The following is a 23,524-nucleotide window of genomic DNA, read 5'->3' on the forward strand; positions in this document are numbered from 1 at the left end:
AATTTTTAATCAAATTATGGATAATATTTATTTACTCATGTTAATTGCCATTACAGTTTTAGCTGTAGCGGATATTATTGTAGGAGTTAGTAACGATGCTATTAACTTTTTAAATTCTGCAATAGGTTCTAAAGCTCTTTCTTTAAGAACAATTATGATTGTTGCCAGTTTAGGTATTTTTATTGGTGCAGTGTTTTCTAGCGGAATGATGGAAGTTGCAAGAAAAGGTATTTTTGTTCCTGCTCAATTTGAGTTTGGTGAAATCATGCTAATATTTATGGCTGTAATGATAACAGATATTTTATTACTAGACTTTTTTAATACACTTGGTCTTCCTACATCTACCACAGTTTCTATAGTTTTTAACCTTTTAGGAGCTGCAGTTGTAATGTCTTTAATAAAAATTAGCCATTCAAATTCTGAAACTTTTGCAGATTTAACAAACTATATAAACACAGCTAAAGCTATTGAAATTATTACAGGAATTCTATTATCTGTAGTTATTGCTTTCTCTGTTGGTGCACTTGTTCAATGGGTTTCTAGACTATTATTTACTTTTAACTATGAGAAAAAAGTAAAGCACTTTGGTATTATTTTTGGTGGTGTTGCCTTAACAGCAATTACATATTTTATCTTTCTTAAAGGATTAAAAGGTACGCCTTATTACAAAGAATTAAAAAGCGTATTAGAAGGAAATGAAATCTATATAATTTTAGGAAGTTTTCTTTTTTGGACTTTATTCTCTTTTATTTTTGAAAAAATTACAAAAAAAACAGTTTTATTGGTTGTAATCGCAGTAGGAACTTTTGGATTAGCATTAGCATTTTCTGGAAATGATTTAGTAAACTTTATTGGTGTACCAATGGCTGCATATCACTCTTATGAAGCTTGGGTTGCAGGCGGAATGGACACTACTATGTCTATGGCTGTATTAGAGAAAAAAGTACCAGCAGAACCTTTTTTACTTTTTATAGCTGGTACAATTATGGTGCTTACATTGTGGTTTTCTAAAAAAGCTAAAACAGTAGCAGAAACAGAAATAAGTCTTTCTCGTCAAGGCGAAACTCATGAAAAATTTGAGCCAAATTTACTTTCAAGAGCTATTGTAAAAGGTACAACTCAATTATCTACCTATTTTTCTGCAATTATACCTTCAGCAATTACTGGTAAAATTGAAAAAAGTTTTGAAAAACCAAACTATACAATGACAAAAGCTCAAAGTATAGAAGCTCCTGCATTCGATATGATTCGTGCATCTGTAAACTTAATGGTAGCTGGTGTTTTAATTGCTATTGCAACATCTATGAAATTACCTTTATCTACTACATATGTAACTTTTATGGTAGCAATGGGTACTTCTTTAGCAGATAGAGCTTGGGGAAGAGAAAGTGCTGTATATAGAGTTGCAGGTGTATTAAATGTTATAGGTGGATGGTTTGGAACTGCAATTGGAGCATTTATTGCTGCAGGTATTGTGGTTTTCTTAATTAGCTTTAATCCAAGTGTAATTATCCCTATTTTACTTTTATTAACTGCTATTTTATTATATAGAAACTATAAATCTCATAAAATAAAATCGAATAAAATAGAAGATGAAGATAGTTTAAGTGAAGCTGAAAGTAGTTCTGTACAAGGAGTTATACATGAAAGTGCAAAAAACATTTCTAAAGTTGTAAAACGCACAAATAGAATTTATTCTAATTCTATTATAGGTTTAGCTAAAGAAGATATTAAATTACTTAAAAAGAGTAAAAATCAGGTAATTAAATTAACTGATGAAATAGATGACTTAAGAGATAATATTACCTATTTTATTAAAAATCTTGATGCATCTAGTTTAGAAGCAAGTGGTTTCTATATTAACATATTAGGGCATTTACAAGACATGTCTCAATCTCTAGAATACATTGCTAAAATTAGTTATAAACATATAAACAACAATCACAAAAAATTAAAATCTAGCCAGGTTAAAGAACTTAAAATTATTGATGATAAGTTAGAGGTTTTATTTAGTGATATTGAAAATGCTTTTAAATCTGAATCTTTTGAAAAAATTGGTGCAATTTTAAATGAAAAGAAAGATGTTTTTAATTTATTAAACAGCAAAATTGAAAAACAAATTGAACGTACTCGCACAGAAGAATCTAGCCCAAAGAATACTACATTACACTTTGGAATTCTTTTAGAAACAAAAGATTTATTAGATGCTACAATGAATCTTTTAGAAGAGTATCACAACTCTTTTGATGGGTCTGTAGAACCAGCAACAATTAATGTTTCTAACGAAAAATAATACCTATAATTTTTAAAAAAAAGCCCTGAATATATATATTCAGGGCTTTTTTTTTATAAAATATTTTACTAAAACCAAAATCCTAAATTAAACAACCAATAACTTTGTTTGTTATCTGGAGACCAACTATATTTTAACTCTAATGGCCCAACAAGTGTATTGTAACTATAGCCTAAAGCATAACCAGATTTTACATCTTTAAAGAGATCTATACTTTTAAAAACATTGCCTTCTAATCTACCATAATTGGCTATAAAAGATGCATAATGATTATCTGAAAATTGATACCTTAAATTAAATTCTGATTTAATAAAACTATCATTAGAAAGTTCTGCAAAATCATAACCATAAAAAGACACAAAAGTATTAATGTAATTTTGGTTATATCCACCAAGGTAAAAATCAAATACATCAGAATTTACTTCATTTAGAGTAAAACCTGCTTCATTTGTCATTTGAAATGTTAATTGATTCCGAAAAGTTGTAGCAAACCCTAAAGTACCTTTTGTTTGTGCAAAGCTTTTAAAATTATGATGATGATCTGAAGAACTCAAATACCATTTAAAATTTAAATCTGCAAAATACCCCTTTGTTGCAAAGTATTTTTTATCATAAGAATCTAACTTTAAATACCCAAAACCATTTAAATAATTACTTTTATCAAAGATTGTTTCTTGGTTATTTGTAGCAATAGTTTCTGTTGTTACCTCTAAATACTTATGTTCTAAACCAATACCTAGAGCAAATTTTCTATTAAAAGTAGTTTGTAAAAAAAACTGATTTGTTAAGTCTGTATATTTTAAATTGATACTACTTATAGTTGGGTATAAATTAACGATCGGATTAAACTTAGAATTAGTTCTAAAGTGATTGTAGCGAGATCTAAAACCATAACTAATATAAAATCCATTATCTACAAAATAGTCTAAATTATATCTTAAGTTATCTCCCAAAATCATATTCATAGAAAACAAATCATTTTCTAATAAAAAATGCTTCTTATTAAAATTTGCTAAGACCCCAGATTTGTATAAAAAATCATAATGTACACCTAATTTTAAACTTGCATTATCATTAGATTCTTTAACATCTAATTTTAATTGATAAGAATTATCTTCCTTTTTAATTAATTGATATTCAATTCTATCGTAATTTTTTGTTGCAGATAACAAATAGATTCTTTTGGTAATTTCATTTCTAGAAATACTATCTCCTACTTTAATATTAAATTTACCTAAAACAAAAGCTCTAGTATAATTTTTAGAACCTATTAAATCAATATTTGATATCAAGTATTTTTTTGAATCAAAATTTAATTTATTGCGTTCTTTTTTAACTGTTTGTTTTAAAGCTAACTCTTTAAAAACAGATCTAAATTTTTTTCCTTCATTGATCCCTTTTTCTAAAATTTCATTTTTTTTATCAAAATCTACAACACTATAATCATAAATTTCTGGATGTATATAAACATCTAGTTGCTCTTTTTCTTTTTTACTTTTATTGTACATTTGGTAACTTACCACCTGATTCATAATTGCTATTACAGAACTTAGTTTGTCTTTCTTTATCAATTTACCCTCAACATCTACCCCAATTACAATATCTACTCCTTTAGATTTCATAATACTAACAGGAAAATTATTTGCCAAACCACCATCTACCAATAATTTATTATTTAAACTAATGGGGTTTAATAATGTTGGAAAAGAACCACTTGCTCTTAAAGCCAATGGCATAGAACCTTTTTCTAACAAAACAGCTCCACCAGTTTCAACATCTGTAGCAATACAAAAAAATGGAATTGGTAATTTAGAAAAATCGGTTTTACCTTCTGCTGAAGCTAGTAATTCTAATAAAAAATTAAATACATTTTGTCCTTTAGAAACTGCCCTAGGCAAACCAACTGAACCTTTTTTAACAGGAAGGGTAATTACTGTTTTTTCTCCAAATTCTTTTTCGAAAAAAGTTTCTGAGTTTCTTGGTAATTTATCTTGTAAAAGCGATATAAAATCGGTTTCTATTACTATATGCTCTATTTGTGTTCCAGAATAACCTAAGGCATATAAACCACCAACTATGGCTCCCATACTTGTGCCGCCAATATAATCTATTTGTAAACCTGCTTTATCTATTTCTTTCAATACACCAATATGTGCAAATCCTTTTGCGCCACCACCACTTAAAACCAAACCAATTTTTGGCTGTTTTTCTTGACTGTATAAAACGAATGACACTAATATAAAAAAAGGGACTAAATACTCTTTCATTTTTTAGGTGGATGAAAATATTGAAACACTTTTGTAGCTCTTGCGTTTCCAATAACTTCTTTTAAATTTTCAAAAGAAGCTTCTTTAACACGTTTTGCCGATTTAAATTTACGTAATAAAGTTGTAATAGTTTGTGTACCAACATTAGGAATTTGCTCTAATTCAGATTGTATAGCACTTTTACTTCGTTTATTTCTATGAAATGTTATACCAAATCTGTGTGCTTCGTTTCTTAGATACTGCGTAATTTTTAAAGTTTCAGACTTTTTATCTAAATACAAAGGAATAGGATCTCCTGGATAATATATTTCTTCCAATCGTTTTGCAATTCCAATTATAGCAATTTTTCCTCTTAATCCTAAAGTGTCTAAACTTTTTAATGCAGATGAAAGCTGTCCTTTTCCTCCATCAACAATAATTAATTGAGGTAAAGGTTGATCTTCTGCTAACAAACGTTTGTAACGCCTGTAAACTACTTCTTCCATAGAAGCAAAATCATCTGGACCATCAACTGTTTTTATATTGTAATGCCTGTAATCTTTTTTACTTGGTTTTCCATCTTTAAAAACCACACAAGCAGCTACAGGATTTGTTCCTTGAATATTCGAATTATCAAAACATTCAATATGTCTTGGTTCTTCGTGCAAACGCAAATCTTTTTTCATTTGCGCCATAATTCTTTTTACGTGTCTGTCTGGATCAACAATTTTAATCTGTTTAAATTGCTCTTGTCTGTAATATTTTGCATTTCTTTCAGACAGTTCTACAATTCGTTTTTTATCTCCCAATTTTGGAATGATAACTTTTAAATTTTCGCCTAAGTCAACCTTAAATGGAACATAAATTTCTGGCGATTGAGATTCGAAACGTTGTCTTATTTCAACAATAAACAACTCTAACAATTCTTTATCTGTTTCGTCTAATTTCTTTTTAATTTCTGTGGTATGAGATTGTATGATTGATCCGTTAGAAATCTTTAAAAAATTGGCATAACCATGAGTTTCATCAGAAATAATAGAAAAAACATCTACATTATTAATAGATGGATTTATTATGGTAGATTTAGACTGATAATTACTTAACAAACTTAATTTTTCCTTAATTTTTTGTGCTTCTTCAAACTCCATTTTTTTAGCAAACTCCATCATCATATTTTGAAATTTATCTAAACTTTCTTTAAAATTTCCCTTAATAATATTTCTAATTTCTTTGATAGAATTATTATAATGAGTCTCTGTTTCTAAACCTTCACAAGCTCCTTTACAATTTTTTAAATGATATTCTAAACAGACTTTATATTTCCCTTCGTTAACATTTTGCTGACTTAAATCGTACTTACAAGTTCTTAGCGGATACAATTCCTTAATTAAATCTAATAAAACTCTTACTGTTTTCACTGAGGTATAGGGGCCAAAATACTCTGAGCCATCTTTAATAACTCTACGCGTCATAAAAATTCTTGGAAAGCGTTCTTTTTTAATACACAACCAAGGATAACTTTTATCATCTTTTAATAAAACATTATAACGTGGTTTGTATTTTTTAATAAGGTTGTTCTCTAATAACAAAGCATCTGTTTCTGTATTTACTACAATGTGTTTTATAAGAACAATTTTTTTTACCAATACTCTAGTTTTACCATTTTCATGGTTTTTATTGAAGTAAGAAGCAACTCTTTTCTTTAGGTTTTTAGCTTTACCTACATAAATAATTACATCTTCTTTATCAAAATATTGATAAACACCAGGTTCATTTGGTAACGTTTTAATTTGTAGTTCTAAAGGTGTTGGCATGTAACGAAAATACACTTTTTTTAATCATCTAATAAAGGAAAGCAACAATTAAAAACAGGTAAAAACACGTGTTTTAAATTCTTTTTTCAAATAAAGACACTTAATTTTATATAATTTTATATAACTTTATAGTCTAACTATTAGTATATATAATATTAACCAAACTTAAAATTTTTTATTATGTGTGATTGCATAGAAAATCTTGAAAACTTTAAAGAAAGTATAGATTTAACAGTAAAAAACAACAAAAACACTACCATTTCTTTTAACATTAACTGTAGTGGTAACAAAAAAAAGATACCTACACCTTCTGGTATTAACACTATTTCTTTAAACCAAGCTAAAGAATGGGCAGAAAACTGGAGAAACTTAGAATCTAACTATAATAAGTACCATAAAATTCATGCCTTTAACATTCCAAAAGTAGATTTAATTGAGGTTTTAAATGAAGAAAATGTAGAAAGTATAAGAGCATATATTGGAGTAAAAGAAACTACAAATAAAAAAGGAGACACAGAATTTGAAGAAAAGCTAATGATTGTGGGGGTAGATGAAAACGGAAACGACTTACTTCCTTCTTCTACAATAGGAAAAACTTTAGCTACTGAAAGTAATGGAAGTGGTATTTTTGATTTTTCAAAACCCTGTCCTACTACTTGTGATAAGGACAGCCCATTAAACTAATACAATTTGTCTTTTTTTGATATTATTGCTGATTTAGGTATTGGAATTCTAGTCCTAAACTTATTACTTTTTTTTAAAAGCTATCAGAAAAATCTGATAGCTTTTAAAATTTTTTCATACTATCTTTTTATAATGTTGGTTATTCAAATAATTTCTAGCTATTTACAAGAAAACCAATTAGACAACCTTTATTTATCTCACTATTATTTTATTCTACAGTTTTCATTTTTAAGCTTTTTTTACTCAAAATTAATAAAACAAAAAACCTTAATTAAGGTTTTAACTGTTATAGTTATTATTTCTATAATTATACAATTTTATATTACTCCAGAAATTTATTTTTCATTTAATTTATTTGAAATTATTATTTGCTCTATTCCTTTAATTATATATTCCTTTCTCTTTTTTATTCAAAATATAGATGGTGAAAACAAAAATTTTCTTTATATAAATTCTGGTATATTTATTTATATTTTAAGTAGTACGCTAATTTTTTCCTCTGGAAATTTAATGCCTGAATTATCTAAGTCTGTGAACAAAATTATTTGGACAGTTAATGTTTTTCTTTATTTAATTTATCAAATTTTAATTTTTATAGATTGGTATAAAAATTTTAGAAAACCATTAAACTTAAAAAAATAAATTTCTTAAGAACATTAAACCACGTAAAAACACCTGATTTTCATTTTAGGCTTTTTAATTCAGATAGCAACACCTATCTTTAGATAAAAAATTTTTCCGTAAATTCGTTTTGACTTTTCAAAACCCCCTTATGGAAGAATTGCTTACTCAAGAAAACCAAGTGATAACTATAGTTTTAATAGGTGTTTTAATGCTTCTTCTTATGGGAGTTGCCCTACTACTATTTTTCTTCTTCTCAAGAAAAAAAATAGTAGAAAAAGAACTAGAGAAAAAAAATCTAGAAGTAAATCATCAAAAAGAAATAATACAATCTATTATTATTACTCAAGAAGAAGAACGCAAACGTATTGCACAAGATTTACATGATGATATTAGCTCTAAATTAAATGTAATTAATCTAAATGCAAATCTTTTAAAAGACGGAGAATTAACACCAGAAGAATACACAACTGTTAATAATGGTATTTTAGAAGCAACGGATAAAACCTTAGAAAGTGCACGTAAAATTGCACATAATTTGTTGCCACCAATTCTTGCAGAATTTGGTTTTAAAGACGCTGTAGAAGAATTAGCAGACTCTTTTAATAATAGTAGAAAAATTAATATAGAATATAATATAGAATACCCTAAGAAACTTTTAATTCCACAAAACGAATTACATCTTTTTAGAATTACCCAAGAACTAATTAACAACTCGGTAAGACATGGTAAAGCAAACAACAGTACTATAAATATTAATTACAAAAACAATGAATTAATTTTTAACTATACAGACAATGGTATTGGTTTTAATTCTGACTACATGGATAATAAAAAAGGTCTTGGTATGAAAAACATAGAAAGTAGAATTTCTTTATTAAACGGAAAATATAGTATTGGAAGTGAAGTAGGAAAAGGCTTTAAAATTTTAATTGTAATATAAAAACACCCCTGATTATGGAAAAAATTAATATCGTAATTGCAGATGATGAAGAATTATTTAGAAAAGGAATGCGTTTTTTACTAGAACGTGAGCCTAATTTTAATATTACTTATGAGGCAGAAAATGGCAAAAAATTAATTGAATTTATATCTAATACAGAAGAGTTTCCAGATATTATTTTGATGGATTTAAAAATGCCAGAGATAAATGGTGTAGAGGCTACAAAAATTATTCATAAAACATACCCAAACATTAAAATAATTGCTTTAACTAGTTTTGATGGTAAATCTTTTATAACTAATATGATTGATGTTGGCGCTTCTTCTTATTTACTTAAAGATACAACTCCAAAAATGGTAATTCATACTATTAATGAAGTCTCTGATAAAGGTTTTTATTATGATGATAAGGTACTAACAATTATTCATGAAAACATTATTTCATCAAGTGGAAAACGTATAAAAAGCGATTTAGATAAAAAATTACTTTCTAAAAGAGAAATAGATGTTTTAGAGTTAATTTGTGAACAACACACAACTATGGAAATTGCAGATAAGCTCTTTATAAGTCCAAGAACGGTTGAAGGGCATAGAAATAATTTGTTATTAAAAACGCAATCTAAAAACGTAGCAGGTTTAGTAATCTATGGCATACAAAAAAAATTAATAGAAATTACTCCAGATTTTAACCTATAAATAAAATATTCACAACCTTAAGGGTGTAAATACTTTGCAAACAGGTATTTACACCCTTTTTATTTATTGGTAAATAGTTCTCTAAAATTCATAAATTCCTAGCAATATATTTGAAGATGTTTAACCAATAAAAAATTATATTATGGATGAAGATTATATAGGAGTTATTAAAATGTTTGCAGGGAATTTTGCACCAAGAAACTGGGCTTACTGTGATGGTCAATTATTAGCTATTGCACAACATCAAGCTTTATTTTCTATCATAGGAAATACTTATGGAGGAGATGGAAGAACCTCTTTTGCTTTACCAGACATGAGAGGTAGAGCTCCTATACACGCAGGTTCAGGATCAGGACCAGGGTTATCTCCCTATAAATTAGCAGCAAAAGGCGGTTTACAACTTAATTTTTTAAACCAACTACAATTGCCTTATCATACGCATACAGCTAGTGGAACAACAGCAATTGCAAGTGTAGAAACAAGTCCAGTAGAATCAAAATTTATGGTAAGTTCTGCTGCAGGAACATTACATACCCCAGTTACAAATTCTTCTATAGCTGCAGGTGTTGTTCCTGAAAATAGAAATTCAACCCCAGTAAATATGTTTAATGAAGCTACGCCAGATATTGAATTAAATGGCTTGTCTTTTAGTGGTGGCAATGTTGGAAAAGTACCAGCTACGCCAGTTTCAGTTAATGTAAATCCAACAGGAGGAAACCAAGCAGTTAACAACATGCAACCATATTTAGCAATTAACTATATAATATGTATGGTAGGTTCTTTTCCATCTAGAAGTTAATTATAATTGTATTATTTTAAAAAGCCAGATATTAATATCTGGCTTTTATCATTCTATTAGTTTCCATGTAGACATTTCTTTTGTAGTATACTGAAGTTTATATCTTTTTGTTTTTAAAGAATATAACGATTTAACACAGTAAGGATTTGTTATTAAGGATTCTGACTTGTTTAAGAAAACGTCATCAAAAACTTGTACAGAAGTATATAAACAAATGTCTGGTGCTTTTTCAAAATTAGTTGGAATAGAAATCCAATCTGTCTCAAAACTATATAAATTTAATGATTCTATTTTTTTTGTAATAGAAAATAGTTTTTCAGTATTACAACTTTCTACTTTTAATTCTTTTTGATTCAATTTAGAACCCCCTTCTTTTGGATTAAAAATAAACTCTTTCGCAAAAAATGAATATCCTTTTTGTATTTCTATTTTTTCTGGAATAAAAATTCCATTAGCAGCTAATTGGTTTCCTAAATTTCTAGTAATCTCTACTTGTGGTTCATTTGTTAATGCTTTATCCATTGTCTCTGTAATAATCATTTGTAACGAACCTTCTTTTTGATGTTTGTATTTTGTTGCATCTGCAACCAAATATTCTTTTATATAAGCTTCATATTCTAATTTTTTGATATTTTTTTTCACTGCATCTATAGAAGTTTCATGTATATCTAATAAGATAACTTCAATTTCATCCCAAGAAAACAAGTGTAATAGAGGAATTATTAAAGTTCCTAAAGGGCCACAACCTGCGTAAAGAATACTAATTTTTTTATCAACGAATCGATCTTGAGCCACTAAAATAGCTTTATAAATTCCTTTTAAAAAACGGGCTGTTCTAATTGGGTCTTCTAAACAATCTCTTGCGTGTTCTAAAGATAGTGCTATACCACCATTGGTAATTGTTTCTTTATTATCAATTATAGAATTACTTATAAACAAATCACTGAACAGAGTTTTATAGTTATCAATTAAAATATCTACAGCTATTATTTCTTCTTTAATTGTTTTTGAAGTCAAAATAGCCGCTACACCTTTAGTAAAACTTTCTTCTAAATTTTTCATCATCTATAAAGATAAATTATCTCTAAATATTTTTTTAAAAAAACTAACAAGGAAAACATATAAAAAAGAAAAAAGGAGTTTTATTACCTTTATGAAAAACAGGTATTTATACCTATAAAATTGTTTTTTTTTAAAAATATATTTGTGTTTTACCATACTAAAAGCAAAAAATTAATCTTTTTAAAAATTATTAATTATGAAAAAAATTACCCAACTTTTATTTTTATCCTTCGTAATTAGCAATATCTCCTTTGCACAAACAACTGAAAATTTCGAAGACGAAACTAACAGTTCAACTACTTTTACAGACAATGGACAAGTTTTTAATATAACAAGTGTTGGAGAAGCATATAATGTATTTGTCAATGGCGAAAAGGAATTAAAAATATCTACTGGTGTAGAAAGTACTAACACTTGTAATGATTGTGGTTATAATAGTAGTGACAAATTTATAGATAACGGCGTTAATACAAATGGTAATTCAAATGGTAGTAATTTTACTATTAAAACAAATAATGGAAATGTAATAGATGTTAAAAACCTTTATTTGTTTACTGCAACTGCTGGGGGAAATAGCTTAAATCATGGAGGAACTGTTACAATTACCGGTAAAAGAGCTAACATAACAATATTTACAATTACAAAAAGTTCAGGCTTTACTACTAGTTATGCCACTAATAACGGTTTTACTTTTATAGATTTCACCTCAGAAGGAGGTTCAGATAATTCTAATAAAGGAATAGACGAGTTAATTTTTTCTAGTACTGGTAATTTAGATTACATGGCTTTAGATGCTTTTACGTGGGAATTTGGTAAACAATGGATTGGAACCACCAATACAGATTGGGCAACAGATAGCAACTGGCTAGATGGTTCTGCACCAATTGCAACTGATAATGTTGTAATACCTAATGTTACTAATAAACCTATTATAAGTTCTAGTACAGGAGCAATTTCAAATGACATTACAATAGACGCTTCTTCTTCTTTAACCATAGAAAGTGGAGGTTCTTTAATTATTGAAGGAACTGCTACTGTAAATGGAAATTTTAATTATAATGTTAATGTTACAGATGATAAATGGCATTTAATTTCTTCTCCTGTTGTAGGAGAACAATATGATGATACTTGGAACACTGCAAACAGCATTGCACTAAACTTACCTAACGAGGCTGTTGCACGTTATATAAATACAAGTGATGCAAATGGTGATTGGATCTATTTTCAAAATTCGGGTTCAGCAACTACTTTTAGTTCTGGATCTGGTTATTCATTAAAAAGAACTAGTGGTGGTAATTATACCTTTACAGGTACTTTTCCTTCACCGCCTGTTAATCCAACAATTACCGCAAATGCTCTTGGTGGTGGTACTGAAAACAGATGGACTTTAGTAGGTAATCCTTTTCCTGCGCATATTAACATTGCTACTTTTTTAGCAGCTAACACAACTCCATTAACAGATACTCACGAAAGTGTTTATGTTTGGAATGCTACTGCAGATGAGTATCAAGATTTACAAACGGGTCAAATTCATCCTGGTCAAGCATTTTTTGTTAGTTCTAATGTAGCTTCTACTTCCGTAACTTTTACAAAGGCTATGCAAAGTGATCAAAATGGAGTTACATTTTACAAAAGTACATCAAACCCAAAATTAACTTTATTAATAGCTAATGATACCAAAACAAAATCAACAGAAATTAATTATTTAGCCGGTAAAACTACCAGTTTAGATTCTGGTTTTGATATTGGTACCTTTACAGGGCAATCATCTAGCTTAAATATTTATACTCATCTAGTTAGTAATAGTGATGGTGTAGATTTTAAAAGACAAGCGTTACCAGACACTAATTACGAAAACATGATTATTCCTCTTGGTGTTTCTGCTACTGCTGGTAAAGAAATTACTTTTACTGCTGAAGGTTTAAATTTACCATCTGGCATTAAAATCTTTTTAGAAGATAAAATTACAAATACATTTACACGTTTAGATGAAGCTAATAGCAACTATAAAGTTACTCCATCTGAGAATTTAAACGGAATAGGAAGATTCTATATACATACAACCAACAGTGCGTTAAGTATTGATAAAAATGTAGCTTTAGAAAATGTTAGTATTTATAAATTAGACAAATCTACTTTAAGAATTGCTGGTTTATCAAAAGAAAAAACAACGGTTTTAATATTTAATTTATTAGGAAAACAAGTATTAAATACTTCTTTTATTGCTAATAGTGTTAAAGATATTGATTTGCCAAACTTATCTAAAGGTGTTTATCTGGTTCAACTAAAAACCAATTCTGGTAAGTTGAACAAAAAAATAATTTTAGAATAATCTAACTTTTAAAAGACAAAGCATCATGAAAAAAAATATAGAAAACAAACAAGATATCACAAGAAAACAAGCAATTAAAAAAATAGGAAATTATGGTAAATATGCTGCGTTAACAGCTTTAGGAACTTACCTAATTTTAAATCCGCAAAAGGCACAAGCACAAAGTCCAGAAGAACCAGGAGAAGGATTCTAACAATAGAGGGGAAAAGTAGTAATACTTATTTAAAAAAGGCTGTCAGATTATTTTTGACCGCCTTTTTTTTAATTTTTAAAATCGCTTAAAAATCCAGAATTTGTATTATCTACAACTTGCCAATTATAAATTGCTGAAAGTTGATAAATTTTAGATAATTCTTCAAACAATCTTGTCTTTGCTTTTTCTTTTAATTCTGTTATCGATAACGTTTCTTTTATCTTTTCAATACTTGTTTTGTTAATTTTATTTAATTCTTCTTTAGAAAAAGTATTAAACTGACTTTGTTGTAAATCGAAATATTTTATATCTGGAGAAATCGTTATTTCTTGATTTGGAATTTTATTGATAATAATTTTCTTATCAATAGAATCTATCTGAATTTGTAATTTAGATAAATCATAACCAACCTCAACATTTGCATTTACAGTAATCATTATTTTTTTATCAAAAGATAAATAATCGTAAAAATATTTTTTTGAATCTGAATAATTATAAACCTCAGAAAAATTAGCTTTGGACACCACCAATTTACTCAAGTTTTTAATAGAATTAATAACAACCTGAACTTCTTCTTGTTTGTAGTTTTTTTCTTTTTTTTCAAACCAAAATTTGGCAATAAAAAAACCTAATAAAAAAATTGAAATGTATTTTAGAAAGCGAAACATAATATAAACTTTCTTTAAAGATAGAAAAATATTATTCCTTTACGATCTTTTCTTCCTTTGGAAAAGCATATTTGCTAAAAATAAATAATAAAGCAACACCAATACTTATAAAAGCATCTGCAGGATTAAAGATATATTGAAAAAAGGTAAACATTTCTCCTCCAATAAAAGGAATCCAATCTGGTAAAACAGCATCTTCTATAAAAGGAAAGTAAAACATGTCTACAACTTTACCCTGAAAAATTTCTCCATAAGGTTTATCAGAAAACAATGTTGCTACTTTATGGTTAGAATGATCAAAAATAACACCATAAAAAACAGAATCTATAATATTACCTATAGCTCCAGCAATTATAAGTGCAATGGCAATAATTACACCACTATGCATCTTCTTTTTAATATTTTGATATAACCAATAAATCATAACTGGTACAGCTAATAACCTAAAAAAAGTTAAAAATAATTTACCTAGAGTTCCACCAAATTCAAAACCCATAGCCATTCCGTTATTTTCTACAAAATGAATTCTAAACCAATCAAACACAACAACTGATTCTCCTAACTCAAAATGAGTTTTTATATATATTTTAATCACTTGATCTAAAATGATTGCTATTAAAATAGTAAGAATTGCAAGGTACTTTTTTGACATTTTTTTAGAATTTGTGCACACAAAAATAACAATATTATTGTTTTTATTTACTTGTTAAGAAAATATTAGCTTTTATAGTATTTATAGTAATTTTTTTATTGGTATTTATACCTAATTTTTTAAATTTTTTCTTAAAAATATTTTTATTGATTTTAATTTTACCATCATTAGAAATTACATCTATATTTACATCTTTTACACATGCAAATACGTTACCAGAATAAAGTTTTAGATTTGTGTTAGAGTTTATAGAACCTAGCTTTACAATTCCATTTTCTATATAAATTGCCAAATCATTTTTAAGACTTTTTGCTTCTACATCTACAGTTTCACCAAAAACATATACTTTTTTACTTATAGGTATTTTTATAGTAACTGTGGCTCTTTGTAGTCTTTTTGTTACAAATTTTCTAAAAATAACTTCTCTTGTTTCTGTACCTTCAAAATGAAACTTTACATCTACTCCATTTTTTTTATTATCAATTAAAATTACCTGATCATCATAACTTTCTGCATATAAAAAAACTTGAATAAAATCGGAATCTGAATTTTCTAAAATTATATTATCTAAACCTTCTGTATAAATATTAATTTCATTTGCAAGTGTTTCAAATTTTTTCATCACTTTTTTCTGAGATACTATCGCAGAAGAAATCAAACAAAATAAAATAATAAAGTTACGTTTCATTGAATAAAAAAAGCTTCTATATAGAAGCTTTTAAATCTTAAATTATAAATAAAAATTATTGTTTACGTTTTGCCTCTATACTTAAAGTAGCATGTGGTACAAGTCTTAAACGTTCTTTCTGAATTAATTTTCCAGTAACCCTACAAACTCCATAAGTTCCGTTTTCTATTCGTAACAAAGCGTTGTTTAAATCTCTAATAAATTTTTCTTGTCTAATTGCAAGTTGCACATTTGCCTCTTTACTCATTACTTCAGAACCTTCATCAAAAGATTTGAATGAAGACGAAGTATCATCTGTACCATTACCAGCATCATTTTTATATGCAGACTTTAATGAAGCCAAATCTTGTTCTGCTCTTGCTATTTTCTTGTTTATAATTTCTTTAAACTCTTGTAAGTCTTGTTCGTTATACTTTAATTTTACGTCTGACATAAATCTTACATTTTTTCGATTAATATTTTACTTTTAATGGTATCAAACTCGATTTCTGTACCATTAGTTAACTCGTCAACAAAAACCAATTCTTTAGTTAATGTTTCACTCATAATGTACTCTTTATTATCGTTGATAGATTTTTGTAGGTTTTCAAAATTTAAAACCGTTAATTTTATTCTATCTGTTACTTCTAAACCTGTGTCTTTACGTGCATTCTGAATTCTATTTACCAATTCTCTGGCAACTCCTTCTTTACGTAATTCTTCTGTTATGGTAACATCTAAAGCAACTGTTAACGCTCCTTCATTTGCAACCAACCAACCTTCTATATCTTTAGATGATATCTCTACATCTGAGAGTTCCAAAATAATATTTTTTCCATTAATTTCAAGAACAATGTTGCCAACTTTCTCTATATTGTTAATATCTTCTTGATTAAAGTTTTTTACAGCTGCTGCAATAAAACGCATATCCTTACCAAACTTAGGTCCTAATGTTTTAAAATTAGGTTTTATTTGTTTGATTAAAATATCTGATGCATCATCTAGAATTTGAATCTCTTTTATATTAACTTCATTCTTAATTAAATCTGCTACAGCTAAAATTTCTTCTTTCTGTTGTTCATTATCAACAGGAATCATAATTTTTTGTAATGGTTGACGCACTTTTATCTTTTCTTTTGCTCTAAGTGATAAAACTAAAGAAGATATTGTTTGTGCATTTTCCATTTTACGCTCTAAACTCTTATCTACAAAACTAGCATCATAAACAGGAAAATCTGATAAATGTATACTTTCTGACGTTTCTTTACCAGTTACAGAATTTAAGTCTTGGTACAATTTATCCATAAAAAATGGAGCAATTGGAGCACTTAATTTTGCAATCGTATTCATACAAGTATACAATGTTTGGTAAGCAGAAATTTTATCTTTTTGATAATCTCCTTTCCAAAAACGTCTTCTACTTAAACGCACAAACCAGTTACTTACATAATCTTGCGTAAAATCTGATATTGCTCTTGCCGCTCTAGTTGGTTCGTATTCTTCATAGAATTTATCAACTTTATTAATTAAAGTATGTAATTCAGATAAAATCCATCTATCTAATTCTGGTCTTTCTTCTAAGGCAATATCTGCTTCTTTGTAAGCAAAACCATCTAGATTTGTATATAAAGTAAAGAATGAATAGGTGTTATATAAAGTTCCGAAAAACTTACGTTTTACTTCTTCTATTCCGTCTAAATCAAATTTTAAGTTGTCCCAGGGATTTGCGTTAGAAATCATATACCAACGTGTTGCATCTGCTCCATAAGTTGATAATGTTGTAAACGGATCTGTAGCGTTACCTAAACGCTTAGACATTTTATGTCCGTTTTTATCTAAAACCAATCCGTTAGAAACTACGTTTTTATACGCTACAGAATCAAAAACCATGGTTGCAATTGCGTGTAATGTATAAAACCAACCACGTGTTTGATCTACTCCTTCTGCAATAAAATCTGCAGGAAAAGATTCGTTTCCATCAATTTTTTGTTTGTTTTCAAAAGGATAATGCCATTGTGCATAAGGCATAGAACCAGAATCGAACCAAACATCTATTAAGTCTGATTCGCGTTTCATTGGTTGCCCTGTTGATGAAACTAAAGTAATTTGATCTACAATATTTTTATGTAAATCTAATTTTGCATAATTTTCATCTGAGTTGTTATCAACTTCAAAATCTTCAAAAATATCTTTTGCTAAAACTCCAGCTTCTACAGCTTTTGCCATTTCTTGTTTTAACTCTTTTACAGAACCAATACAAATTTCTTCTTTACCATCTTCTGTTCTCCAGATTGGTAATGGAATTCCCCAATAACGAGAACGAGATAAATTCCAGTCGTTTGCATTTGCCAACCAGTTTCCAAAACGTCCAGTTCCTGTAGATTCTGGTTTCCAGTTAATCGTTTTGTTTAAACTGTGCATTCTGTCTTTTACATCAGTTATTTTAATAAACCAAGAATCTAGTGGATAATATAAAATTGGTTTATCTGTTCTCCAACAATTTGGATAACTATGCTTGTATTTTTCTACCTTAAAGGCTTTATTTTCCGTTTTTAATTTGATGGCTAATTCAACATCTATCGATCTTTCTGGCGCTTCACCATCTTCATAATATTCGTTCTTTACATATTTACCTGCAAACTCACCCATTTCTAGTCTAAATTTACCTTGTAAATTTACTAAAGGAACTAAATTATCATCAGCATCTTTTACCAACATTGGTGGAATTTCTGGTTCTGCTTGTTTTGCAACTAAAGCATCATCTTGCCCGAAAGTTGGTGCTGTATGAACAATTCCTGTTCCATCTTCTGTCGTAACAAAATCTCCAGAAATTACTCTAAAAGCATCTTGAGGATTGTCGTTTGGTAAACAGTAATCTAATAATTGTTCGTATTTTATTCCAACTAAATCTTTTCCAATAAATTCTTTAATCACATGATAAGGAATCTTTTTATCACCTGAATTATAAGAGCTTAATTCTTCTGTAGTTTCTACTTGAACATTGTTTTTACCGGCAAATTGTTTTCCAACTAAATTCTTAGCCAAAACAACTTTAATTGGTTCAAATGTATATTGATTAAAAGTTTCAACTAAAACATATTCAATTTTAGGACCTACAGTTAATGCAGTGTTACTTGGTAATGTCCAAGGAGTTGTTGTCCAAGCTATAAAATAAATAGTTCCCTCGTTTTGTAAAAAATCTGGTAACGTATTTTCTATCGCCTTAAATTGCGCAACAACAGTTGTATCTGTAACATCTTGGTAAGTTCCTGGTTGATTTAATTCGTGAGAACTTAAACCTGTACCTGCCTTTGGTGAATATGGTTGAATTGTGTAGCCTTTGTAAATTAATTCTTTGTTATAAATCTGTTTTAATAACCACCAAACAGATTCCATGTATTTTGGTTCGTAAGTAATATATGGATCATCCATATCTACCCAATAACCCATTTTATTGGTTAAATCGTTCCAAATATCTGTGTAACGCATTACTGCTTTTCTACAAGCAGCGTTATAATCTTCTACGGAAATTTTCTTACCAATATCTTCTTTGGTAATTCCTAATTCTTTTTCTACACCTAATTCTATTGGCAAACCATGAGTATCCCAACCAGCTTTACGCTTTACTTGATACCCTTTCATAGTTTTATAACGAGGAAAAATATCTTTAATAGCTCTTGCTAAAACATGGTGAACTCCTGGAAGTCCGTTTGCAGAAGGAGGACCTTCGAAAAACACAAAAGGTTTTGCATTTTCTCTTGAAGTTACACTCTTTTCAAATATGTTGTTTTCTTGCCAATAATTAAGAATTTCTTCTGCAACTTTTGGTAAGTCAAGTCCTTTATATTCAGGAAATTTCGCTTTCATTTTCTGTCGTTTCTAATAAGATTGCGAAAATACTGATTTTCTTGGAATTTTTGAGTTTGTTTCTGAAGAAGTTGCAAAGCAAAAAAAAAGTTATAAAATCGCAAAGAAATTGAGGTTGTACTTTGGAACTCTGTAACTTTAAAACTTTAAAACTTTGAAACTCTATTTACATTCCTCTTTCTGCTTTAATCTTTTCGTAAGCAGCTTGTATGCTTTGAAATTTTTCGTTTGCACCTTTTAAATGCTCTTCTCCTAAACCTTGTAATTTATCTGGATGGTATTTTTTTACCATTTTTCTGTATGCTTTTTTCACCTCATCATCAGAAACAATTTTAGTTATTTCTAAAATTTTATAGGCATTTTCTGAAGCATCATAAAACATGGCTTTTATAGATTCGAAATCTCTGTGATTGATGTATAAATATCCTGCAATTTTTCTTATATCTTCTACTTCTGTCTCAACTACAAATTGATCTGCTTTTGCAATTCCAAACAAAAAATGAATTAATTGCAAACGAGATGCGTGAGACATATTTTGCCTAATCTGTATACAAACTTGTCTTGCAGAAACTTGCTTTTTTATAATTCCGCTAAAGAGTTTAAAAGCATTGTTAGCTCTTTGTTTACCATACATACTCACAAATTGAGCACGAACATAATCTAACTCACGCTGATCTACTTTTCCATCAGATTTTATAACTATTGATGCCAAAACAAGTAAACTCATTTCAAAATCTCCAGATTGCGTTTCTACCGAACTTCTTCTATTTCCAGATTGCCTACTCTTTTCGTAATCTATTTGTTCTTGTTTGTATTCATCTGCAGAAAAACCATCTACAAAACTACCAATTGCAAAACCTATTGCTGCTCCTATTGGACCTCCTAAACTAAATCCTAAACCTGCACCTAACCATTTGGTGAAACTTCCCATAATTTATTTTTTTTTTGAAAGTTGTAAAGTTACAAAGTTATTTAATTGTAAAAGAACAGCTTTTATATTTTATAAATTTGTTAAGTAAGCTTTTGCATGAAGGATTGAAGCATTTGTTTGAACTCTTTTTTGTTTTTACAAAAAAAGCGAGTGCGTAAAGCCTGACGATTTTTTAATTAAAAGTGAAGTGAAACAAAACTTTTATTTAAAAAATGGGCATGCCCAAAAAATAAAAGCATCAATTTTATTGATATATCTATTGAAACAAGCATTTATTTTCTTGTTGAATTGCGAATGATTTATTATTATATTTGCAACTTAAATTATTTGAAATTATGTATCCAGAAGAATTAGTAAAACCTATGCGTGATGAGTTAATTAACGCTGGTTTTGAAGCATTATATACAAGTGAAGATGTTGACAACGCAATGTCTAAAAAAGGAACAACTTTAGTAATGGTAAACTCTGTTTGTGGTTGTGCTGCTGGTACCGCTAGACCAGGTGCAATTGCATCTTTAGGTGCAGATAAATCGCCAACAAACTTAACTACTGTTTTTGCGGGTGTAGAAAAAGAATCTACACAAAAAGCTAGAGAATATATGATTCCTTTTCCTCCATCATCACCAGCAATTGCGTTGTTTAAAGATGGAAATTTAGTACACATGTTAGAGCGTCATCATATTGAAGGTAGATCTGCGCAAATGATTGCACAGAATTTAGCACAAGCTTATGATGAGTTTTGTTAATCTAATAGCTTACTAAAGAAAGAACTTTAAAATCCATTCTATTTTGAATGGATTTTTTACTTTTATTAAAAATTTTATAATGGCATCTCAATATTCTAATTACCCTAAAGAACTTCTTCTAAAAAAACTAAAAACACAAAAAACCAAAGCTATTGCTCACGGAATTGTAGTTGTATTACTTTTTGGTATTTCTATTTACAAGTCTTTTACAGAAAGTATTTCTTTTAGTTCTTATTTGCCTTTATTTTTTGTTCCGATGCAAGTTATTTTTATGAAGGAAATAAAAAAAATTAAAGAAGAATTAGCTACAAGAAATTAAAATGAATAACAATTTAGTTATTAATAACACCATTTCTTTTGTAAAAAAAGAACTAGAAAATGCTGAAGGTGGACATGATTGGTTTCATATTGAACGTGTTTACAAAAACTCTCTATTGATTTCTAAACATGAAAAAGTAGATTCTTTTATAGTTACTTTAAGCGCTTTACTGCATGATATTGCAGATCCAAAATTTTATAATGGTGATGAAACTGTTGGCCCAAAAGTAGCTACACAATTTTTAGAAGAACAAAAAGTAGCTACAAAAATTATTACACATGTAATTAATATAATAAAACAAATTTCTTTTAAAAATTCTTTAGAAACCAGAGGCACAAAATTTACTTCTAAAGAATTGCAAGTAGTACAAGATGCAGATAGATTAGATGCAATTGGGGCAATAGGTATTGCTAGATGTTTTAATTATGGTGGTTTTAAAAATAGAGCTTTGTATAATCCTGAAATTTTGCCTAATTTAAATATGACTAAAGAAGATTATAAAAACTCCTCTGCACCAACAATAAATCATTTTTATGAAAAGTTACTTTTATTAAAAGATCAAATGAATACTGTTACAGCAAAAAGAATTGCAACTAATAGACATATTTATATGAAAAAATTTTTACAGCAATTTGATGATGAATGGAATGGAATTAAATAATTAATTTTCTTTTGCCACTTATAATGCTGTAATTTTATTCTCTAAAATAGAAAGTTCTTCTCAGCATTCAATAATTAGTCTACAGATAAATTTTATTAGTATTTACATAATCTAATATCTCTTTACTTTTAAAAGTATAATATTCTATGGCTTTATTAATCCTTTCTATTATTTAAAAATATTATTGAATTAAATTCATCATTTCACTTCTATATTTTGAAGCAGATTTACCTGTAAATTCTTTAAACAATTTATTAAAATGAGAGAAATTATTAAAACCACATTCAAAACAAATATCTGTAATACTGGTTTGACTTTCTGATAAAAGTTTAGTTGCATGAACAACTCTATATTCATTTACTAATTTTGTAAATGTTTTACCTGTTGTCTTTTTAAAAAATCTACAAAATGCAGGAACTGTCATACTTACCAAACCAGCAATTTCATCTAAACTAATATGTTGATTAAAATTCTCGTTAATATGTTTAAAGATAATATCTATTTTACTACTGTCTTGTGGTTGCGTTTCAAAAGCAAAACCATCTGCATTTAAAATAGTATAATCATCTGATTTAGAAAGTGTATGTAAAATTTCTAACAAAATTAAAATTTGCTTAAAACCTTTCTTTTCAGAAATTTTTTCGATTTTAGGACCTAGTTTTTGTTTTGTTCTTACACCAAAAAGAATTCCCTTTTTTGCTTTTTCAAACAAAATACTAATTGGCTTCATTTCTGGAGTGTGAAAAAAATCTTCTCCTAAAAACTCTGGTTTAAATTGTATTAACGTCTCAGAACCATTTGTAGTTAATCTATCTGTAAACCCGTTATGAGGTAAATTAGACCCTATTAATAAAAGTTGACTATTATTAAAGTAAGATAAATGATTACCAATATGTCTTTTCCCTTTACCTTTATTTACGTATACTAATTCTATTTCTGGATGGAAATGCCAAAATGCTTTAATCTGTTTTAAAAATTCTGTATGTTTTTTTACTAAGATAGAACTTCCAAAATTTGGACTTATCTTCTCTAAAGTGGGTTTAACATTCTTCATAATATTAATTTGTGTCAAAATTACAACTCTTAAATGTATTATTATATATATAATTAACAAAATTATACTCTATTTTAACCTAAATGATAATTTTAGATCTTTCAATTGATAATTAAGTACATAAATTTGCCAATTCTGATGTTTTTAAACCTTTAATTCGGTTTTATCTTTGCAGTGTTATTAATCATTAAAAATGAAAATAATTATGAAATCAAAAATGAAATCAATTTTAGTAGTAGCATTCATGTTCGGAACATTAATAGCTTACGCAAATAAC

20 protein-coding genes are annotated in these 23,524 nt (G+C 28.0%); 10 read left to right on the top strand and 10 right to left on the bottom strand.

Annotation, left to right across the window (positions count from 1 at the left end; translation table 11 throughout):
• The first annotated feature begins 16 nt into the window (after positions 1–16).
• On the top strand, positions 17–2,293 hold the full coding sequence (locus ABJG40_RS05480; RefSeq protein WP_348023568.1) for an inorganic phosphate transporter: 2,277 nt from the start codon (positions 17–19) through the stop codon (positions 2,291–2,293).
• A 68-nt stretch (positions 2,294–2,361) separates the two neighbouring features.
• Here ABJG40_RS05480 and ABJG40_RS05485 read toward each other — a convergent pair whose 3' ends face one another.
• Positions 2,362–4,560 carry a patatin-like phospholipase family protein gene (locus ABJG40_RS05485; RefSeq protein ID WP_348023569.1) on the bottom strand — a complete coding sequence of 733 codons (2,199 nt, stop codon included), beginning with the start codon at positions 4,558–4,560 and terminating at the stop codon, positions 2,362–2,364.
• Positions 4,557–6,353 carry an excinuclease ABC subunit UvrC gene (gene uvrC / locus ABJG40_RS05490; protein WP_348023570.1) on the bottom strand — a complete coding sequence of 599 codons (1,797 nt, stop codon included), beginning with the start codon at positions 6,351–6,353 and terminating at the stop codon, positions 4,557–4,559. Before uvrC ends, ABJG40_RS05485 begins: the two co-directional genes overlap by 4 nt.
• 180 nt (positions 6,354–6,533) lie before the next feature.
• On the opposite strand from uvrC, the gene ABJG40_RS05495 reads away from it, so the two are divergent.
• From ABJG40_RS05495 to ABJG40_RS05510, 4 genes are all read left to right on the top strand, one after another.
• Positions 6,534–7,037 (top strand): hypothetical protein, encoded by a 504-nt coding sequence (locus tag ABJG40_RS05495; RefSeq protein ID WP_348023571.1) that lies wholly within the window; start codon positions 6,534–6,536, stop codon positions 7,035–7,037.
• A 772-nt stretch (positions 7,038–7,809) separates the two neighbouring features.
• Positions 7,810–8,601, top strand: coding sequence for an ATP-binding protein (locus tag ABJG40_RS05500; protein WP_348023572.1), 792 nt, complete (start codon positions 7,810–7,812; stop codon positions 8,599–8,601).
• A gap of 14 nt (positions 8,602–8,615) precedes the next feature.
• On the top strand, positions 8,616–9,296 hold the full coding sequence (locus ABJG40_RS05505; protein ID WP_348023573.1) for a response regulator transcription factor: 681 nt from the start codon (positions 8,616–8,618) through the stop codon (positions 9,294–9,296).
• Positions 9,297–9,438: 142 nt separating this feature from the next.
• Positions 9,439–10,095 (top strand): tail fiber protein, encoded by a 657-nt coding sequence (locus ABJG40_RS05510; RefSeq protein WP_348023574.1) that lies wholly within the window; start codon positions 9,439–9,441, stop codon positions 10,093–10,095.
• A gap of 48 nt (positions 10,096–10,143) precedes the next feature.
• On the opposite strand, the gene ABJG40_RS05515 is transcribed toward ABJG40_RS05510, so the two are convergent.
• Entirely contained in the window at positions 10,144–11,160 is a 1,017-nt protein-coding gene (locus tag ABJG40_RS05515; RefSeq protein WP_348023575.1) for a class I SAM-dependent methyltransferase, read from the bottom strand.
• Between the two features lie 193 nt (positions 11,161–11,353).
• Between ABJG40_RS05515 and ABJG40_RS05520 the strand changes: the two genes are divergently transcribed.
• Positions 11,354–13,489 (top strand): T9SS type A sorting domain-containing protein, encoded by a 2,136-nt coding sequence (locus ABJG40_RS05520; protein WP_348023576.1) that lies wholly within the window; start codon positions 11,354–11,356, stop codon positions 13,487–13,489.
• Positions 13,490–13,514: 25 nt separating this feature from the next.
• On the top strand, positions 13,515–13,682 hold the full coding sequence (locus tag ABJG40_RS05525; RefSeq protein WP_348023577.1) for a hypothetical protein: 168 nt from the start codon (positions 13,515–13,517) through the stop codon (positions 13,680–13,682).
• Positions 13,683–13,750: 68 nt separating this feature from the next.
• Here the strand turns inward: ABJG40_RS05525 and ABJG40_RS05530 are convergent, their stop codons facing one another.
• The 6 genes from ABJG40_RS05530 to ABJG40_RS05555 form a co-directional block, all read right to left on the bottom strand.
• A complete protein-coding gene (locus tag ABJG40_RS05530; protein WP_348023578.1) occupies positions 13,751–14,350 on the bottom strand; it encodes a DUF4230 domain-containing protein in 600 nt (199 codons plus the stop codon).
• Positions 14,351–14,381: 31 nt separating this feature from the next.
• Positions 14,382–15,002 (bottom strand): lipoprotein signal peptidase, encoded by a 621-nt coding sequence (locus tag ABJG40_RS05535; protein WP_348023579.1) that lies wholly within the window; start codon positions 15,000–15,002, stop codon positions 14,382–14,384.
• Positions 15,003–15,045: 43 nt separating this feature from the next.
• Positions 15,046–15,624: a hypothetical protein gene (locus ABJG40_RS05540; RefSeq protein ID WP_348023580.1), complete on the bottom strand. Its 579-nt coding sequence runs from the start codon at positions 15,622–15,624 to the stop codon at positions 15,046–15,048.
• Positions 15,625–15,745: 121 nt separating this feature from the next.
• The gene (locus ABJG40_RS05545) at positions 15,746–16,123 is read right to left on the bottom strand and encodes a TraR/DksA C4-type zinc finger protein (RefSeq protein WP_348023581.1); all 378 of its coding nucleotides are present in this window, start codon (positions 16,121–16,123) and stop codon (positions 15,746–15,748) included.
• Positions 16,124–16,128: 5 nt separating this feature from the next.
• Positions 16,129–19,536 carry an isoleucine--tRNA ligase gene (gene ileS, locus ABJG40_RS05550; protein ID WP_348023582.1) on the bottom strand — a complete coding sequence of 1,136 codons (3,408 nt, stop codon included), beginning with the start codon at positions 19,534–19,536 and terminating at the stop codon, positions 16,129–16,131.
• A gap of 166 nt (positions 19,537–19,702) precedes the next feature.
• Positions 19,703–20,467: a TerB family tellurite resistance protein gene (locus tag ABJG40_RS05555; protein ID WP_348023583.1), complete on the bottom strand. Its 765-nt coding sequence runs from the start codon at positions 20,465–20,467 to the stop codon at positions 19,703–19,705.
• 335 nt (positions 20,468–20,802) lie between these two features.
• Between ABJG40_RS05555 and ABJG40_RS05560 the strand changes: the two genes are divergently transcribed.
• The 3 genes from ABJG40_RS05560 (at position 20,803) to ABJG40_RS05570 (ending at position 22,193) form a co-directional block, all read left to right on the top strand.
• Positions 20,803–21,213: a BrxA/BrxB family bacilliredoxin gene (locus tag ABJG40_RS05560; protein WP_348023584.1), complete on the top strand. Its 411-nt coding sequence runs from the start codon at positions 20,803–20,805 to the stop codon at positions 21,211–21,213.
• Positions 21,214–21,292: 79 nt separating this feature from the next.
• Positions 21,293–21,532: a hypothetical protein gene (locus ABJG40_RS05565; RefSeq protein ID WP_348023585.1), complete on the top strand. Its 240-nt coding sequence runs from the start codon at positions 21,293–21,295 to the stop codon at positions 21,530–21,532.
• A 1-nt stretch (position 21,533) separates the two neighbouring features.
• Positions 21,534–22,193: an HD domain-containing protein gene (locus tag ABJG40_RS05570; protein ID WP_348023586.1), complete on the top strand. Its 660-nt coding sequence runs from the start codon at positions 21,534–21,536 to the stop codon at positions 22,191–22,193.
• 181 nt (positions 22,194–22,374) lie between these two features.
• Here ABJG40_RS05570 and ABJG40_RS05575 read toward each other — a convergent pair whose 3' ends face one another.
• Positions 22,375–23,247, bottom strand: coding sequence for an AraC family transcriptional regulator (locus ABJG40_RS05575; RefSeq protein WP_348023587.1), 873 nt, complete (start codon positions 23,245–23,247; stop codon positions 22,375–22,377).
• Between the last annotated feature and the right edge of the window lie 277 nt (positions 23,248–23,524).

The sequence above is a fragment of the Polaribacter sp. genome, assembly GCF_039939415.1.
Taxonomy (GTDB): domain Bacteria; phylum Bacteroidota; class Bacteroidia; order Flavobacteriales; family Flavobacteriaceae; genus Polaribacter.

What these genes read in the sequence shown, in the direction of transcription:
- ABJG40_RS05560 (WP_348023584.1), top strand. Translation starts at nt 20,803, where the DNA reads ATGTATCCAGAAGAATTAGTAAAACCTATGCGTGATGAGTTAATTAAC.
- ABJG40_RS05480 (WP_348023568.1), top strand. Translation starts at nt 17, where the DNA reads ATGGATAATATTTATTTACTCATGTTAATTGCCATTACAGTTTTAGCT.
- ABJG40_RS05555 (WP_348023583.1), bottom strand. Translation starts at nt 20,467, where the DNA reads ATGGGAAGTTTCACCAAATGGTTAGGTGCAGGTTTAGGATTTAGTTTA.
- ABJG40_RS05540 (WP_348023580.1), bottom strand. Translation starts at nt 15,624, where the DNA reads ATGAAAAAATTTGAAACACTTGCAAATGAAATTAATATTTATACAGAA.
- ileS (WP_348023582.1), bottom strand. Translation starts at nt 19,536, where the DNA reads ATGAAAGCGAAATTTCCTGAATATAAAGGACTTGACTTACCAAAAGTT.
- ABJG40_RS05535 (WP_348023579.1), bottom strand. Translation starts at nt 15,002, where the DNA reads ATGTCAAAAAAGTACCTTGCAATTCTTACTATTTTAATAGCAATCATT.
- ABJG40_RS05485 (WP_348023569.1), bottom strand. Translation starts at nt 4,560, where the DNA reads ATGAAAGAGTATTTAGTCCCTTTTTTTATATTAGTGTCATTCGTTTTA.
- ABJG40_RS05530 (WP_348023578.1), bottom strand. Translation starts at nt 14,350, where the DNA reads ATGTTTCGCTTTCTAAAATACATTTCAATTTTTTTATTAGGTTTTTTT.
- ABJG40_RS05500 (WP_348023572.1), top strand. Translation starts at nt 7,810, where the DNA reads ATGGAAGAATTGCTTACTCAAGAAAACCAAGTGATAACTATAGTTTTA.
- ABJG40_RS05495 (WP_348023571.1), top strand. Translation starts at nt 6,534, where the DNA reads ATGTGTGATTGCATAGAAAATCTTGAAAACTTTAAAGAAAGTATAGAT.
- ABJG40_RS05575 (WP_348023587.1), bottom strand. Translation starts at nt 23,247, where the DNA reads ATGAAGAATGTTAAACCCACTTTAGAGAAGATAAGTCCAAATTTTGGA.
- ABJG40_RS05525 (WP_348023577.1), top strand. Translation starts at nt 13,515, where the DNA reads ATGAAAAAAAATATAGAAAACAAACAAGATATCACAAGAAAACAAGCA.
- ABJG40_RS05510 (WP_348023574.1), top strand. Translation starts at nt 9,439, where the DNA reads ATGGATGAAGATTATATAGGAGTTATTAAAATGTTTGCAGGGAATTTT.
- uvrC (WP_348023570.1), bottom strand. Translation starts at nt 6,353, where the DNA reads ATGCCAACACCTTTAGAACTACAAATTAAAACGTTACCAAATGAACCT.
- ABJG40_RS05565 (WP_348023585.1), top strand. Translation starts at nt 21,293, where the DNA reads ATGGCATCTCAATATTCTAATTACCCTAAAGAACTTCTTCTAAAAAAA.
- ABJG40_RS05570 (WP_348023586.1), top strand. Translation starts at nt 21,534, where the DNA reads ATGAATAACAATTTAGTTATTAATAACACCATTTCTTTTGTAAAAAAA.
- ABJG40_RS05505 (WP_348023573.1), top strand. Translation starts at nt 8,616, where the DNA reads ATGGAAAAAATTAATATCGTAATTGCAGATGATGAAGAATTATTTAGA.
- ABJG40_RS05545 (WP_348023581.1), bottom strand. Translation starts at nt 16,123, where the DNA reads ATGTCAGACGTAAAATTAAAGTATAACGAACAAGACTTACAAGAGTTT.
- ABJG40_RS05515 (WP_348023575.1), bottom strand. Translation starts at nt 11,160, where the DNA reads ATGATGAAAAATTTAGAAGAAAGTTTTACTAAAGGTGTAGCGGCTATT.
- ABJG40_RS05520 (WP_348023576.1), top strand. Translation starts at nt 11,354, where the DNA reads ATGAAAAAAATTACCCAACTTTTATTTTTATCCTTCGTAATTAGCAAT.